Here is a 15,695-nt window from a genome sequence, read left to right as displayed (position 1 = left end):
TTTCATTCCAATTTGTTCAGTTTTTTACACTAAATTTGCCATCGCCCAAGTCAATATATCTACCCACCAAATACACCAAAAATAGCACAGGAACACCCATGACACAAGTGATCAAAAAGAAAGTTGGGTAGCTTGTCGCCTCAACAATACTGCCAGAATAACCGCCTAAAATCTTTGGCGATAAGGTCATAAGAGATGAAAATAAAGCATATTGAACCGCTGTAAAACGAATTGATGTCAGTACCGATAAAAATGCCACAAACACCGCACTTGCCAAGCCACCTGCCAAATTATCAAAAACCACCGCCACATACAGCATACCTGCAGTCGGATTATTAAACAACAAAATGAACAGTAAATTGGTTGCTGCCGCCAAAATAGCACCAATCATCATGGCGGCGATGATTCGCATTTTTTGAGCGATGAACCCGCCCAAAAATCCACCCAAAATACTCATCGTCAAACCGACCAATTTACTGGCGTCAGCGATTTGCACCTTAGTAAACCCCAAATCCTGATAAAATATATTAGCGATGTTGCCTGCAACAATGTCTGAAATGCGATACACGCCGATCAGAGCAAGAATTAAGGCGGCTTTTTTGCCATAGGTTCTAAAAAAATCTAAAATCGGCTCAGCCCAATACCGCACAGCAATTTCTTTTTTAACCACACCCAATTTAATCAGTGCCGTCGCCACCACGATTGCCATCACCGAACTACCAACAAATCGCACGCTTTCAAGCAAAAATCCAACCAGATTTGAATGCTTGGCATCAGCAATCATCACATCGCCAATCGCACGAAATGCAAAAATAAAACCAAGCATTGACAAAATAAACATCAACACCAAACGCAGGCTATCTTTACCATATTGTCGGCTGTTTAGCGTATCATCATTGGTATTTAGAGCAATCATCTTGATTTTTGGCTGGTTTAAAAGAAGAAAAATCAAGATGATTGGTGCGGGAATGAGCATGGCTACACCATACCAGCTGGCAGTGTTTGCCACTGTATCAGAAATGACAAAGGGGCTATTTGCCATCTCAAAAATACGCACCGAGATTTGATTCAGCAAATACCAAATGCCATACAGTGCCATCGGAATGAGTGCAAGAGCGGCATAAATACCCATGACCTTATCATTCAGCGATTGTTTTTTTGGTGTCAAAATCTCACTATTTGGCTCGCTGGCAGTCAGTGTTGCCATCACGCCTACGCCCATCACAAGAGCCATGACCAAATAAGTATTTTTCCACGCATCATATTGATACAATTCTTCTGACGAGCCAAAATAAGTCGCCAGATATAACGCTCCTGCACCTGAGATGATCAATCCTAAGCGATAGCCAAACACATATAATGCTGAAAATGCTGTCTGCATTGACTTTGGTACAATCTCAATACGATACGCATCAATCACAATATCCTGAGATGCCGAAGAAAATGCAAGCAACACAGCAAACAATGCCATCATTTCCAAAGAATTCATCTGACTTGCCACAGGGCTTGTAAATGCCATCAATACAATCGCCGTGATGACACAGCACTGCATCAGTACCAACCAACTGCGTCGTTTGCCCAAATAATTTTTCAAAAATGGAATAGACAGCCCATCTACCAAAGGCGACCATAAAAACTTAAAAGAATATGCAAGCCCCGCCCAAGCAAACATGGTTACCGTACTTTTGTCAATCTGAGCTTCTCTAAGCCAAATGCCAAGCGTAGAAAACACCAAAAAATACGGCAATCCTGCTGAAAAGCCGAGCATGAGCATGATTAGAGCATTTTTAGTCAGATAAGCTTCTTTAAAAACCGCCCAAGATGAGTTGCGTGTTGCATCAATCATAATAATCTAAACGACAAAACGAAATAAGTACACAATATTAGAACAAATTTAATCTATTTGCAAAGAAATTTGCAACTTTTCATCATCAATTAATGACAAGTTCGGTATAATGTGTAAAAAAACAATATGCAAATTTAGAATATACTTTTGATTACTTTGCTGGTTTCATTTTTTAAAGTCGCTTTTATAATAGGTCAATCTAGCATGATTGCGATTTTTAACCCTTATTTTTGAATATTATCTATAAATCTAATTATTTTTACTCACGCATATTTTGGACATTTTTATGGCAATAGATATCGTCATCAATCAACGACACTTACAAATCCAGCTCAAACAACTTGAAACCGTATGGCATACAGTGGTTAATGGTTATAATCTCAGCCAAGCCGCCACCCTACTGCACACCAGTCAATCGAGCCTATCCAAGCAAATCGCTGCTTTAGAAAATCAACTAAAAGCCGATGTTTTTACCCGTCAAGGCAAGCGTCTAACAGGACTGACACCAATTGGCAAGGCACTACTACCGCATATTGAAGCAATTTTTGCAGAGATTCGCACAATTGAAAATCTAAGCCTTGATTTTAATAACTCTGCCGCAGGGACACTCACAGTCGCCACCACACACACCCAAGCAAGATATGTTTTGCCCAGCATCGTCAAAGCATTTCGTGAAAAATTCCCCAAAGTCAATCTTGTGTTGCAACAAGCTGACCCAGAGACCATCGCACAGATGGTGATTCGTGGTCAAGCAGACATTGGTATTGCCACCGAGTCGCTATTAAATAATGATGTATTACGCTGTCATCGCTATTACGATTGGTCTCATGTCGTCATCATACCAAAAAATCATGAACTTGCTGAACTCTCAGGCATCACTGATGCTGTGGACCTACCAACTTTGGCAAGCTATCCAATTGTTACCTATCATGGTGGCTTCACAGGGCGTGGTGCAATTGATGATGTCTTTGCCAAAGCAGGACTTAAGCCTGACATTGTACTTGCAGCACTTGACTCAGATGTGATCAGCACTTATGTATCATCAGGTTTGGGCATTGGTATTATCGCTGAAATGGCATACGAACCCAAGCATTATCCAGACCTAGTCGCCATTCCAATGACGCATTTTGGCCGATTTACCAGCTGGATTGCGGTGCGTGATGACAGTGAGATTCGTAAATTTGGGCATGAATTCATCAAGCTGTGCCAAGGACAGTTTGACACTTTATGAATCAACCCCCACATTTTAGCCGATTAAAAAAACGATTGAAATGATTAAAAGCATTAAAAAGATACTCGCTTAGCATCATGCCACAAAAAATCCACCCAAAAAAAGGTGGATTTTTTGAATTTAATCATAATTTTCATTCATCGTTAGCAGATTTTAGGCGTTTGGCCTCTTTTTGTACGGTTTTGGCTTCGCCATCGACAGTTGTGCCACCAAAACCATTTTTGCCAAAACTGCCAAAACCACCACCTTGGCCAAACGGATTACCCTGCCCAAATGGATTATTAGGATTGACAGTACCGCCCATACCAAACGGACTTTGACCACCCATTTGACGAGACATCATTTGCAGTACTTTATCTTGGTTTTTTAAGGCATAATTTTTTGCAGCAGCAGTCAACTTATTTTGCACAAATGGCAACAACAAAATCAACGCACCAACATCAGAAAGCAGACCTGGCAACAAGAATAAAATTCCCGCAATGCCCGTCGCCACAGACCCAGCAACCGTCGTCTCGGCAGGCTGATTGGCAGGATTTGGAATAACGCCACTTTGCATTTGTTTTAGTTGCTGTGCCATTGGGTTGAGCGTGCTGGCGGCTTTTTTAATCAGCATCAAACCCAATACCGCCGCAATGATGAACCAAAAAAACACCCACCAACCACTCATAAATTGTGCCACCAGATACCAAATCAGCATCTCGATGATGAACCAAACTAAAGCAATGCCAACAACCGCACCCATAGATTTTCCTTGTAAGTTAATGAATCAATAAAATTTCTAAAATACTCAAAAATACGCTATACTATCAGATATTTTAGGCATTTGGCAAGATTTTCAAGTCTTGATCAGATTTTTCCTAATAATATGGAACTATTTGATGGAATGATTTGTGCATTGATTACAACACCTAAAACATCACCAATTTAATACTTAATGATTATTTATTAACATATCACTAAAATACATCTTAAAATAAGCAATCATGACACTCATCATCGGCATAGACCCTGGCTCACGCATGACAGGCTACGGCATCATCAGCACCACCGCAGACAAACTTACTTTTTTAGATGCAGGGACAATTCGTACCGACAGTGCGGATATGCCACAACGCATTGCACAGATTTTTGCTGGCATATCACGCATTATCAAGCACCATCAAAAATACAGCAATACGCCCATGCATGCGGCTGTTGAACAAGTATTCATGGCAAATAATCCAGACTCTGCTTTAAAACTTGGACAAGCACGAGGGGCTGCTATTGCTGCCTTGACCGCACTAAACCTTAGCGTCTCTGAATATACCGCCCGCCAAATCAAACAAGCTGTCTGTGGCTATGGTGCAGCTGATAAAGAACAGGTCTCAGCGATGGTGTGTCGTATTCTATCACTTGACATAACCCCACAAACAGACGCAGCAGATGGGCTTGCGTGTGCAATTTGCCATGCGCATTCTAGTCATTCTATGCACAAACTATTGGGTAATACCGCCTTAGCAAGTCGTAGTACCTCCAAGAAAAAAGGACGCTGGCGACTGTCAGAAGAAGACTTGTTAAAATTGCGTTAAACAACCTATCATCAATGCTTTTTTTGGCACAGACATTAGGATTATGGTCTTTTTGTTTTTTATGTAACAGATTGTATGAAGTGCTTTACTGGCCGTTTTATTACTGAGAATTATTAAGATTTTTTGATAAAAGTTTGCTACAATGGCAAAAATTTTTAAGGAATTTTTCATGAGTCAGTCAGCGATTGATAAACCATTAAAAACATTTTTTGAGCCAAAAACCCTAAGCGAGCTTGGGGTTATGGGTCACATTTTGGTCCCTGCTGTGCGTTTTGAAGACACCAGATTGCCAAAAAAAGGATTGGCAAAGTGGCTGTCCTACCTACCAAAAATCAGCAAAGAACCCATCGTTATGGATATTGATGTAGGTTGTGTGTTGCTTGGGCAGACAGGCAACATTATTGACAAGGTGTATTATGGCAATATTCGTAGCGACAATGATGGTGTGCGTCATGGTGGTGATGCACTGATAGGTGCCATAAATTTTGACGATAAATTCATCAATCAAGAGCAAATTCATCTGCACTTAAACAAAATCCATGACGATGTTCATCACATCTTTATTGTCATTGGTAGTTATCATAAACAATCTTTAACCTTGGCCAATAAAGGCTTGGGCATACTTAGAGATAATGAAGGGGCACTCATACACGAATTTGAGTTGGCATCTTTAGATAAAGATACACACGCCGTCATCGCTTGGCACATCAAACGCAACGATGATGATTGGTCGGTTCGTGCCCCACTCAAAGCCATTGGGCACGACAGCATGGAAAATCTTTTAACGCAAACATCGGAGTTTTTATCCGCACAGACTCGCTGGTAATCTATTCATCAAAACGCCAAAATACATAAAAGATACAAAAAATCGCTGAAGCTGATTGATTTATTGTTAGCAATGCAGTCATCATGACTGCATTGCTTTCATCTTTTATTAATATCTAAAATTAATGTCTAAACAAGGTGGACGCTTTAACACGCCTGCGACAAAGCTGATAACACGCCTTTTAGCATAGAGGATACCGTGCTGTTACAAACACCAATGCCTGAGTAAACTTTGCCAGCAATATTAAGCTGAACATACGATACTGCTGCCGAATTGGTCTGGTTATTGCCAAGCTCATCATCTAGCACATTGGGCGTATCTTTAGTATTAATGGCGTGTTCAGAATAGTTGGTTACATGAATGTCTTTTCCTATTACCTTAACAAGACCATCAATGAATGCTGATAATGCACCATTGCCCTGACCGACAATTTCCAACACTTCACTAGGTGTGGCAACTTGACCATTAAAGGTTACCCCACCCCCTTTGTTATTGATCTGATAATCACTCAATTTAAAGGTTTCTTGATTTAAAAATGTATTGGTAAAAATATCCAACAACTCTTCATTTTTAAGCTCACGAGCCAAACGCTCCGCTTCATTTTGCACCACTTTGGCAAAGTCAATCTGTGTCCAGCGTGGTAGATTAAAGCCAAAATGCCTTTGTAAAATATATGCCACCCCACCTTTGCCAGACTGACTATTAATACGCACCACATCTTGATAACTACGCCCAATATGCACAGGGTCTATTGGCAAATACGCCACATCCCAATGCTTTTCTGTTTCTGGGTGACTCTCATTGTAATCCAAAGATTTTTTAATCGCATCTTGATGCGAACCAGAAAATGCAGTAAATACAAGCTCACCTACATAAGCATGGCGTGGGTGCACAGGCAAATTAGTGCACTCAGTCGCTACTTGTACAATTTCACTCACCTGCGACAAATCAAGCTCAGGGTCAATACCTTGTGTATAAAGATTCATCGCCATTGTCAAGATATCCATGTTGCCCGTACGCTCACCGTTCCCCAAAAGCGTACCTTCTACACGGTCTGCCCCTGCCATGACGCCCAGCTCACTTGCTGCCACACCACAGCCACGGTCATTATGCGTATGCAAGCTAATAATCACATCTTTTCTACTTGGCAAATGACGACAAAAATATTCAATTTGGTCAGCATATAAGTTGGGCGTGCTTGCTTCCACAGTGGCTGGCAAGTTCAAAATCACTTTTTGCCCATTTTCAGGTTGCCAAACATCACACACCGCCTGACATACCTCTACAGCAAAATCAGTCTCGGTCTGAGAAAAGCTCTCTGGACTGTACTGAAAAGTCCATTCTGTCTTAGGATAACGCTTGGAGACCTCTTTAAGCAAAGTTGCACCATTGATCGCAATGGCTTTAATGCCCTCTTTATCAAGTTGATAAACTTTATCTCGCTGAACTTTAGAGGTGGAATTATAAACATGAACAATTGCTTTTTTTGCCCCTTCTAGAGCCTCAAAAGTACGCTCAATCAAATGCTCTCGTGCCTGAACCAACACTTGCAAAGTAACATCATCAGGCACATGACCGCCCTCAATCAAAAGGCGTGTAAAATCAAATTCCACTTGGGCGGCAGATGGAAAGCCGATCTCAATTTCCTTAAAACCTACCGCCACAAGAAGCTTAAAAAACTTTAATTTTTGCTCAATGGTCATAGGATCAATTAAAGCTTGGTTACCATCTCGCAAATCCACACTCGCCCAGATAGGGGCTTTTTCAATACGCTTATCGCACCAAGTGCGGTCAGGCAGATGTGGAGCAAATTCAAAGGGGCGGTATTTGGTAAAATCAAAAGCGGGATTTCTTGGGGTGATTTTGGGTGTTGGCATGATAAGCTCACTTAATGGTAAAGTTTGGGCGAATATAATTCGACCCTACACATCCTATAATAAAGGTTTTTGAGATGATATTATCATACCAAAATTTTGCAATAATTTTTACCAATTTTACAAAAATTTTTGGCAGATTTTAGCCATATTTACCAAAAAATGATAAATTTATGGTAAAATCCGCCAAATTTTGATGGATTTCCATAATGAGTGCCATTAACCTAGACCTCACTGACCATAAAATCCTAAAACTACTCACGGACAACGCTCGCCTTGCCATTGCCGACATCTCAGAGCAGGTCAATCTCTCCGCCACGCCTGTCATTCGCAGGATTAAACGGCTTGAAGACATGGGCGTCATCACAGGCTATCACGCCCACACGTCCGCACGCTCACTGGGTAACACACTATCCGTCTTTGTGGCGGTCAGCATGGATAAACACACCGCCGAACGCTTTGGCGAATTTGAAAATCACATCAAAACCTTTGATGAAGTGGTCTCCTGTAGCCTTGTTACAGGGCGGTCGGAAGATTATCTGTTAAAGGTCGTGGTGCGTGATATGAGCCATTATGAAGAGTTTTTGCTTCATAGACTCAGCAAAATTGACGGGGTCAGTCAGCTTCATACCAGTTTTGAGTTGCGGGAGGTTTTTAATCGGGTTGCCATCTAAAACGTTAATGAAAAAATATATCATTAACCACTTAAAATTATGCCAATTAATGAGTATAATATCCAGAATTTATCTTCAGTGCTTACCCATGCAAAATCAATACCCCCTATCGGTCGTCATGATTGTCAAAAATGAAGCCAAAAATTTGGCAATTAGCCTGCCTGCCCTAGACGGTTTGGCGGACGAGATTATCATTTTGGACAGCGGTAGCACCGACAACAGCCGTGAAATTGCCGAACAATACAGGGCAAAATGGCACGTCAATACCGACTGGCAAGGCTTTGGTAAACAACGCCAGCTTGCCCAATCCTACGCCACAGGCGAGTGGATATTGGCATTAGACGCTGATGAAGAGATTACCGATGAGCTAAAACAAAGCATTCTAGCGGTCATCAAAAATCTCCCAAATGATACGGTATATGGTATCAAACGACTTGATTTTATTGTAGGTAAGCAAATTGATAATCCTTATTGGGGCGTTAAACCATACTGGCGACTGTTTCCCAAAAAATTTGGTTTTAATGATTTGCTTGTGCATGAATCGCTTGATATCACCAATGCCAAAACCCAAGTACTATCAGGATTTTTACATCATCACACCGCCCCAGACTTAGAATTCTTACTACAAAAACGTCTAAGCTATGCCAAAACTTGGGCGAACGAAAAACACCAAAAAGGCAAAAAAACCAGCCTATTTGCCATCATCGCCAATCCGCTTTGGCAGTTTTTGCGTCAGTATGTGTTTGATGGGCGTTTTTTGCAAGGCAAGCACGGTTTCGTTTATTCGTTAATTTTTTGTCAATACACTTTTAATAAATACTTGCTACTTTGGCAAAAAGGTCGAGCAAAATGAAAATTTATATCATCAATTTGGACCAATCCACAGACAGACTTGCTTTACAGAACAAACAATTTGCCAGACTCAATCTGTCATTTGAACGCTTGCCTGCCGTGTCCGTCGCCGACATCTCCAAAGAGTTTTATCTTACAAATATGCCGCACTCAATCATCGGTGCCATCAAAAACACCATCGACTTTCAACCCACGCTTAGGCACAAGCTTGGCTTTAAGAAAAACCGCATTTTCACCCAAATAAAACTTGGCATCAAAACCATCAAAGCACTTCTACTGGGAGAAAAAAGAGAAATCCTAGTAAATAGGGATAAATTTTTATAGGAAATTCATCATGAATGAGCAATTACCAAGCATTAATGCCCTATGGATTGGCGGCAGTCTAGGGAAAATTTCATCAGCTTGCCTAACTTCCTTTTTAAAGCACGGACACCAAGTCAACCTGTACGCTTATGATGACATCGCTGACTTGCCTGATGGCGTGGTGGTGCATGACGCCAATGCCATCATGGGCGAATCTCAGATTTTTCGACATCATAAACGTGGTAGCTATGCACCGTTTTCCGATGTTTTTCGCTATAATATGCTAAAACAAATCAGTAATGGCATTTATGTGGATTGCGATGTGTACTGCCTAAAACCCATGACACTCCCAGAGCATGGCTATCTGCTGGGCTACGAAAACCCCAGTATCATCAGCAATGCCGTTCTTGCCCTGCCCCAAGATAGCGAGTTACTTGACATCTTGATTCATCTGACCAGCCAGCCTTATTTTACCCCCGAATGGTATTCAGGCTATGATAAGCTTAGACTAAAAATCAAACGCCTATTTGGTCATGCTAACACCTTAGGAAAGATGGGCTGGGGAGTAACAGGTCCGAGTGCCGTCACGCACTATGTCAATAAACTACAACTCAACCATCTGGTGCAGCCCGTAGATGTCCTATACCCCATTCAGCATCACGAAACAGGCAAACTGTTAGACTCAAATATCAACATCAAGGACACCATCACCAATCAAAGTGTTTGTGTGCATCTTTACAATGAAACCATCAGACATCTAAATTTGGATGAAATCTCTCCAGATTGCATTTTGGCAAAAATGCTGAATAATCAGGTATGAATCATGAAAAATATCGTCATCAGCCTAGCTACCGCCCATGACAGACGCACGCACATTTGCCAAGAATTTGGTAAACAAGGCATTGATTTTGAGTTTTTTAATGCGGTTAGTTTTGCCGACATTGATGCGGTATGCGACCGTTTGGGATTTGATAATATCAAACAAACCCACCACCTTGCCAATGGCGAAAAAGGCTGTTTTTTAAGCCATCTTTCACTGTGGCAAAAAATACTTGATGATGACATAGAGTGGCTTGCCATCTTTGAAGATGATGTGCATTTGGGCGAAAATGCCCATCTGTTTTTAAATCGTTCCGACTGGCTAAGCGGTACGTTTGGCTTGGTTAAGATTGAGCATTTTTATCCAAAACTACATCTGGGCAAGGCGATCGCAAGCCATCACGGTAGAGAGATTTATCCTTTATTAAGCGCCAATCTTGGCACGGCAGGCTATATCATTCACAAAAATACAGCCGATCATTTATTAAAAATTCTTAAAAACATCTCTGCCGATGACATCATTGCCATCGATCATTTTATGTTTGCTCAAATGATTGAGAATCAATCAATCGCCATCGTTCAGCTTAGCCCAGCACTATGCATCCAGAGTGATAGGCTTGATCCAAACACCGCTTTGGTAAGCGACATCAATGCCGAACGCCGAGCCAGAATGGACAGCGAAAAACAAAAACGCACCCTGTTGCAAAAAGTGAAGCGAGAGTTTGGGCGAGTGTTTAAACAAATCAATCAAGATAAAGATTCAAAACAGATGGTGGAGTTTAGATGATGAAAAATTATGTGATCAGTTTAACCACTGCCAATGACAGACGCACGCACATTTGCCAAGAATTTGGTAAACAAGGCATTGATTTTGAGTTTTTTGATGCGGTTACACCAAATCAGCTCGTTGAAACAGCTCAATCTTTAAAGATTGATTTAAATAAGAATCAACTATTAAGTAATAATGAATTGGCGTGTTTATTGAGCCATATCTCTTTATGGAAAAAGGCAATTGATGAAAATATGGATTATATTGCCATTTTTGAAGATGATATTTATTTGAGCAAAGACGCTCATTTATTTTTAAATCATAGTGATTGGATTAAAAATGATTGGGGATTTATCAAAATAGAAAAAACCATTGAAAAAGCATTATTAAAAAACCCAACGCCATTACAAGAAAATCATACGATTTCTTTATTAAATTCTGTTCATCTTGCCACAGGTGGTTACATCCTATCCAAAACCATCGCTCAGCAATTATATCACCATTTTTTATCCTTAAATAACATTGGTCATATTGATCAATTCTTATTCAAAACCGTCCTAGAAGAAAATATTGCACCCATTTACCAAATTAACCCAGTGTTGTGCATTCAAGATTGTATTTTATATCCAGACAATCAAAAATTTTTATCATCTTTGGAATGGAGAGATAGCATCAAAAATAATAAAGCCAGCCCTCCCTTGCATAAAAAAATTGTACGAGAATTTCAGAGATTATTAAAACAGATTTACGATTATATATTTTTCACCAAAATGAGATTAATTTTTAAGAGATAAATTATGAAAAACATTTTTAGATATTACCTTAGTATATTTAACCACATGATCTCCCCTTATCAATATAATGAAAGTAAGTATAAAGACTCTTTTTTGGCTAACTCTCCTTATAGCACACAATGTGAGTTATCTCCCATTCCTAAGTTGATTTATATTTTTTGGACAGGGGATAATGAAATGTCAGAGAACCGATTAAAGGCAATTCAGGTTTTGCAACAAAAATCTGGCGTGGATATTCAACTGATTACCCCCAATAATCTAGCGGAATATATTTTACCTGATTTCCCCCTACACCCTGCTTATAAATTCTTATCCCTCAACCATCGTTCAGATTATTTGCGTTGCTATTTTATGCACCATTATGGTGGTGGCTATAGCGATGTAAAAATGTGCCAACATTCATGGCTGCCTATGTTTGAAAATTTAGAGCAAAGCAATGCTTGGTTAATTGGCTATCCCGAAACAGCGAAAACAGGCTTGGGAGCAAGAAACCTGCCTAAAATTCGCAATAAAATGATCAAATATCTTTCCCAAATTACAGGTAATGGCTGTTACATTTGTCGTCCATATTCACCATTGACAACTGAGTGGTATGCAGAATTACATCGAAGATTAGATGAAAAATACGAGTTAGTCAAACAAAATGCAGGTAATATATGGGGCGATAATGAAGGTTATCCATTTCAGTGGACAGAGTTAGGCGGTGATATTTTACACCCTCTTGTGTTTAAATATATGAAATTCACACTAAAAGATAAAAGATTAAGACCTATTCTAACAAATTATCGTTAGGGTAAATAATGTTGAAGTTTTTACCCCAACACCCCCTCCCAAACCCCACGCACAAAGGCTCGGCTTTCTTGCCAAAGCTCATCATCCACGATGATTTGCTTGTCAGATAAGGCAAGCTCGTGCGTGGTCTTGCGAAGTAGTAGATAGGTTTGGGTGAGTTTATCACACCACTCATCGCTAATGAGCCCTGTCTTTGCCACTTCCTCAAAGATACGCACATTATCCGACCAAATAGCAAGATTTGGGTGTTGGTGGGCGTGTGCCAACACCAAAAACTGAGCCAAAAACTCAATATCCACCAGACCGCCAAAATCCTGTTTTAGGTTAAATTGATGCGTCTTATCGCCCTGCGTTCCTAGATGGCTTTGCATTTTTTGACGCATTTCTTGTACATCCACACGCACCTGCTCGACATCACGTGCTTTGGTCAATATCGCTTGGCGAATCTCATCGAACACCCCAAGCACCGCTCTATCGCCTGCGATGCCACGAGCTCGCACAAGCGCCTGATGCTCCCACGCCCATGCTTTTTGAGTTTGATACAACTCAAATGCCAAAAGTGAGCCAATCATCACACCTGCATTACCCGATGGACGCAGACGCATATCAAGCTCATACACTCTGCCATCTCGGGTCTGAGTGGTCAAGTAGCTGAGTATCTTTTGCACCATACGAGAAGCAAATCTCATGCCACTGACAGGTTTTTTGCCATCTGTATCAGATTGTTCATTAATGTTGTGCAAAAATACCACATCTAAATCTGACGCATAACTCATTTCAATACCACCTAATTTGCCATAGCCGATGATGGCAAATCCAAGATGCGTATGGCTGGCTCGCTCACCATTTTGTAACATTGGATAGCCATGCTTATGCGTAAGTTCATCAAAAGCACGCTGTAATGCTGATTCCAATACCACCTCAGCGATAAAAGTAAGGCTGTCCGAGACTTTCATAATATGACGAAGCCCTAGCACATCAGCGGTTGCCACTGCCAAAACTTGTGTTTTTTTAAAAAGCCTAATGCTTGCCAAATAGTTTTCATCATCAAATCGCTCTACCCTAAGCAAACCTTGACGCAAAATATCAGCCAATTCAGCCTTATTTGGCAAATGCAGGTAGCGTTTTTGCAAAAAGTTATCAAGTAGCATTGGGTGTAATGCCAGCTCTTTGGCAATCCAGTGGCTTGCTGAGAGCATGGGCACCAGTGCAATGGTCGCATTAGGATTTTCAGCCAACATCACCAAATAAATTGAACGCCGACAAATGGATTCAAGTAGTGTAATCAATCTGGGTACTGCTAAATTTGCACGCTGTTCACCATCTTGTTTGGCGTGTTCAAGTAAAGCGTGCAAGATGATGGGGTAGGCAGCGTCCAAACGAGATTTTGGTTCTTCGTCCAAACTTTGCACGAGCTTTGAACCATAAAACTCTTCAAACAATCGCACGCTTTGATCGCTCAACACCGCTTGCAATTCTTGCCAAATGGTCGCAGAACTACCAATCTTCTGATTTGGGCTTTTGCGGTCGGTAATCATTCTATTAAAAGGTATGGATACCTTTTGGCGATGCTCATCTAACGCTTGGATAAAATGGTCAATATCCACAAACCCAAGCACACTTGCAATGGCAGACAGCTCCGTCTTATCTTGGGGCAGTCTTTGCGTCTGTTTATCATGACAAGCTTGAATGGCGTGCTCTAATCGCCTTAAAAAACGATACGCACCTGCCAAATTATCCGCTTCATCAGCATTTAGATACCCAAATTGAGTCAAAGCGACAATACCATCAAGGCAAGACAGATTCTCACCCAACGCCACTTGATGACCACCATAAATGAGCATGAACGACTGCACAATAAACTCAATATCACGAATACCGCCCACACCCAGCTTAACATTATCCAAATCTTGTCGCTGCGTTTGCTGTGCCACAATCATCGACTTCATCTCTCGCAACGCACTAAAAGCACTATAATCAATATAATATCGATAAACAAAGTTTTTGCGTAGATTGGACAACCTATCCAAAAACGGCTCACTGATTTGATTAACCACACGAGCCTTCAACCATGCAAAACGCTCCCAAGTACGCCCATGATGATTAAAATACTTTTCAAGTGCCGTTGCTGTCATGACAATCGCCGAGCCATCGCCCCATGGACGCAATCGCATATCCACTCTAAATACAAAGCCATCAACCGTCATCTCGTCCAACAAACGGATGATACCACGCCCCAAACTGGTCATGAATTTTTGATTTTCAATGGTTTTTTTACCGATTTCACTAATATCTGTTTGACCAGTGCCTTTGTGAATAAAAATCAAATCAATATCACTGGATAAATTTAGCTCCATCGCCCCAAGCTTACCCATAGCAACCACAGCAAATTCATCAATTTGTTTTTGTCCATCAACGATTGTCATCGGTATGCCATAACGACGAACCAGGTTTTGATAAACATGATTTTTGGCAAAGCAAATACACGCATTGGTAAAAGCAGACAGCTCATGCATCAGCACAGTAAGCTCAATCATACCCAACGCATCTTGCCAAATCCATTTAAGCATAAGCAGGTTACGCAATGCACGCAGCAACGCCATCACATCATCATCTTGCTCTGCCGATTTGATATAATCATCAATCATTTCATCAAATTCAGCGTCGGCAATCGCATATTCAAAACCATATTTGGTCAAGAATGCCTCAGCATCTGTTGTTTTTTTGTTGTATAATGAATACGCAAAAGGACTGGCAAGTCTCAAGGTATCAAGTTCGGCTTGGCTGGGGCTAAATGTCGTCATGGTAGTTTGTTCAAATGTTAAAACCAGTTAAAAAATAAAAACAGTTTTTCTCATTTTACACCAAATTTTAGGCTATAATAAGCATAATTTTTGACAAATTTTTAAGTTACTTTTTTAAAATCAATGCCAGCCATGCCAATCTTATTACTCATCACCACCAATCCACACAGCAACGCCGCCAAAATGGCTCTGATCACCGCCAAACAAATGCTCACAAACAACGAAACCGTGCATGTCTTTTTTTATGGCGATGGTGCTTACACAGCCAATCGTCTCATGTGGCAAACAGCAGATGTAGCCAATATTCAAGATGAATGGGTGAAACTGGCAAATCAATACTCGCTTGATTTGCCCGTATGTGTCAGCACAGCGTTGGCGCGCGGTATCACAGACAGTAGCAATGCTAAGCGACATCAGCTAGATGGTGATAATTTGCACCCATCTTTTCGCCTAACAGGATTATCAGAACTTGTCTTAATGCTAAATAATGATACAAAAATAATGCAGTTTTAATACAAGCTAACAAAATGAACAAGCAAATCA

Annotated in this window: 14 protein-coding genes and 1 pseudogene; 11 read left to right on the top strand and 4 right to left on the bottom strand. The window is 40.7% G+C overall.

The window, feature by feature from the left end:
- Nucleotides 1-16: 16 nt before the first annotated feature.
- Nucleotides 17-1,846, bottom strand: a complete 1,830-nt coding sequence (locus tag U9670_RS03215; RefSeq protein WP_323841359.1) for an AmpG family muropeptide MFS transporter — start codon at nt 1,844-1,846, stop codon at nt 17-19.
- 286 nt (nt 1,847-2,132) lie between these two features.
- Between U9670_RS03215 and U9670_RS03210 the strand changes: the two genes are divergently transcribed.
- Nucleotides 2,133-3,077, top strand: a complete 945-nt coding sequence (locus U9670_RS03210; RefSeq protein WP_323841358.1) for a LysR substrate-binding domain-containing protein — start codon at nt 2,133-2,135, stop codon at nt 3,075-3,077.
- 133 nt (nt 3,078-3,210) lie between these two features.
- Here U9670_RS03210 and U9670_RS03205 read toward each other — a convergent pair whose 3' ends face one another.
- Nucleotides 3,211-3,819: an FxsA family protein gene (locus tag U9670_RS03205; protein ID WP_323841357.1), complete on the bottom strand. Its 609-nt coding sequence runs from the start codon at nt 3,817-3,819 to the stop codon at nt 3,211-3,213.
- A gap of 241 nt (nt 3,820-4,060) precedes the next feature.
- Between U9670_RS03205 and ruvC the strand changes: the two genes are divergently transcribed.
- Together ruvC and U9670_RS03195 are read left to right on the top strand one after the other, a co-directional pair.
- Nucleotides 4,061-4,645 carry a crossover junction endodeoxyribonuclease RuvC gene (gene ruvC / locus U9670_RS03200; RefSeq protein WP_323841356.1) on the top strand — a complete coding sequence of 195 codons (585 nt, stop codon included), beginning with the start codon at nt 4,061-4,063 and terminating at the stop codon, nt 4,643-4,645.
- 169 nt (nt 4,646-4,814) lie between these two features.
- The gene (locus U9670_RS03195) at nt 4,815-5,471 is read left to right on the top strand and encodes a TerD family protein (RefSeq protein ID WP_323841355.1); all 657 of its coding nucleotides are present in this window, start codon (nt 4,815-4,817) and stop codon (nt 5,469-5,471) included.
- Between the two features lie 146 nt (nt 5,472-5,617).
- Here U9670_RS03195 and leuA read toward each other — a convergent pair whose 3' ends face one another.
- Nucleotides 5,618-7,348 (bottom strand): 2-isopropylmalate synthase, encoded by a 1,731-nt coding sequence (gene leuA / locus U9670_RS03190; RefSeq protein ID WP_323841354.1) that lies wholly within the window; start codon nt 7,346-7,348, stop codon nt 5,618-5,620.
- A 206-nt stretch (nt 7,349-7,554) separates the two neighbouring features.
- Between leuA and U9670_RS03185 the strand changes: the two genes are divergently transcribed.
- From U9670_RS03185 to U9670_RS03155, 7 genes and pseudogenes are all read left to right on the top strand, one after another.
- On the top strand, nt 7,555-8,019 hold the full coding sequence (locus tag U9670_RS03185; RefSeq protein ID WP_323841353.1) for an Lrp/AsnC family transcriptional regulator: 465 nt from the start codon (nt 7,555-7,557) through the stop codon (nt 8,017-8,019).
- A gap of 118 nt (nt 8,020-8,137) precedes the next feature.
- Nucleotides 8,138-8,851, top strand: a pseudogene (locus U9670_RS03180) (glycosyltransferase family 2 protein); the annotation flags it as partial.
- Nucleotides 8,852-8,868: 17 nt separating this feature from the next.
- Complete coding sequence (locus U9670_RS03175) at nt 8,869-9,195, top strand: glycosyltransferase family 25 protein (RefSeq protein ID WP_323841352.1); 327 nt, start codon at nt 8,869-8,871, stop codon at nt 9,193-9,195.
- Between the two features lie 10 nt (nt 9,196-9,205).
- Entirely contained in the window at nt 9,206-9,994 is a 789-nt protein-coding gene (locus U9670_RS03170; protein WP_323841351.1) for a glycosyltransferase family 32 protein, read from the top strand.
- Nucleotides 9,995-9,997: 3 nt separating this feature from the next.
- On the top strand, nt 9,998-10,780 hold the full coding sequence (locus U9670_RS03165) for a glycosyltransferase family 25 protein (protein WP_323841350.1): 783 nt from the start codon (nt 9,998-10,000) through the stop codon (nt 10,778-10,780).
- Complete coding sequence (locus U9670_RS03160; protein ID WP_323841349.1) at nt 10,777-11,556, top strand: glycosyltransferase family 25 protein; 780 nt, start codon at nt 10,777-10,779, stop codon at nt 11,554-11,556. Before U9670_RS03165 ends, U9670_RS03160 begins: the two co-directional genes overlap by 4 nt.
- 3 nt (nt 11,557-11,559) lie before the next feature.
- Nucleotides 11,560-12,348 carry a capsular polysaccharide synthesis protein gene (locus tag U9670_RS03155; RefSeq protein WP_323841348.1) on the top strand — a complete coding sequence of 263 codons (789 nt, stop codon included), beginning with the start codon at nt 11,560-11,562 and terminating at the stop codon, nt 12,346-12,348.
- Between the two features lie 20 nt (nt 12,349-12,368).
- On the opposite strand, the gene glnE is transcribed toward U9670_RS03155, so the two are convergent.
- On the bottom strand, nt 12,369-15,152 hold the full coding sequence (gene glnE / locus U9670_RS03150) for a bifunctional [glutamate--ammonia ligase]-adenylyl-L-tyrosine phosphorylase/[glutamate--ammonia-ligase] adenylyltransferase (RefSeq protein ID WP_323841347.1): 2,784 nt from the start codon (nt 15,150-15,152) through the stop codon (nt 12,369-12,371).
- A 132-nt stretch (nt 15,153-15,284) separates the two neighbouring features.
- On the opposite strand from glnE, the gene tusD reads away from it, so the two are divergent.
- On the top strand, nt 15,285-15,665 hold the full coding sequence (tusD, locus tag U9670_RS03145; RefSeq protein ID WP_323841346.1) for a sulfurtransferase complex subunit TusD: 381 nt from the start codon (nt 15,285-15,287) through the stop codon (nt 15,663-15,665).
- Nucleotides 15,666-15,695: the final 30 nt, after the last annotated feature.

This window comes from Moraxella tarda, from assembly GCF_035181405.1.
Lineage (GTDB): Bacteria > Pseudomonadota > Gammaproteobacteria > Pseudomonadales > Moraxellaceae > Moraxella.
The sequence above is the reverse complement of the archived record's forward strand: the minus strand, read 5'-3'. Positions and strand labels throughout refer to the sequence as shown.

Coding starts and splice junctions, on each gene's coding strand:
- U9670_RS03215 (WP_323841359.1), bottom strand. CDS start 1,846: ATGATTGATGCAACACGCAACTCATCTTGGGCGGTTTTTAAAGAAGCT.
- U9670_RS03210 (WP_323841358.1), top strand. CDS start 2,133: ATGGCAATAGATATCGTCATCAATCAACGACACTTACAAATCCAGCTC.
- U9670_RS03205 (WP_323841357.1), bottom strand. CDS start 3,819: ATGGGTGCGGTTGTTGGCATTGCTTTAGTTTGGTTCATCATCGAGATG.
- ruvC (WP_323841356.1), top strand. CDS start 4,061: ATGACACTCATCATCGGCATAGACCCTGGCTCACGCATGACAGGCTAC.
- U9670_RS03195 (WP_323841355.1), top strand. CDS start 4,815: ATGAGTCAGTCAGCGATTGATAAACCATTAAAAACATTTTTTGAGCCA.
- leuA (WP_323841354.1), bottom strand. CDS start 7,348: ATGCCAACACCCAAAATCACCCCAAGAAATCCCGCTTTTGATTTTACC.
- U9670_RS03185 (WP_323841353.1), top strand. CDS start 7,555: ATGAGTGCCATTAACCTAGACCTCACTGACCATAAAATCCTAAAACTA.
- U9670_RS03175 (WP_323841352.1), top strand. CDS start 8,869: ATGAAAATTTATATCATCAATTTGGACCAATCCACAGACAGACTTGCT.
- U9670_RS03170 (WP_323841351.1), top strand. CDS start 9,206: ATGAATGAGCAATTACCAAGCATTAATGCCCTATGGATTGGCGGCAGT.
- U9670_RS03165 (WP_323841350.1), top strand. CDS start 9,998: ATGAAAAATATCGTCATCAGCCTAGCTACCGCCCATGACAGACGCACG.
- U9670_RS03160 (WP_323841349.1), top strand. CDS start 10,777: ATGATGAAAAATTATGTGATCAGTTTAACCACTGCCAATGACAGACGC.
- U9670_RS03155 (WP_323841348.1), top strand. CDS start 11,560: ATGAAAAACATTTTTAGATATTACCTTAGTATATTTAACCACATGATC.
- glnE (WP_323841347.1), bottom strand. CDS start 15,152: ATGACGACATTTAGCCCCAGCCAAGCCGAACTTGATACCTTGAGACTT.
- tusD (WP_323841346.1), top strand. CDS start 15,285: ATGCCAATCTTATTACTCATCACCACCAATCCACACAGCAACGCCGCC.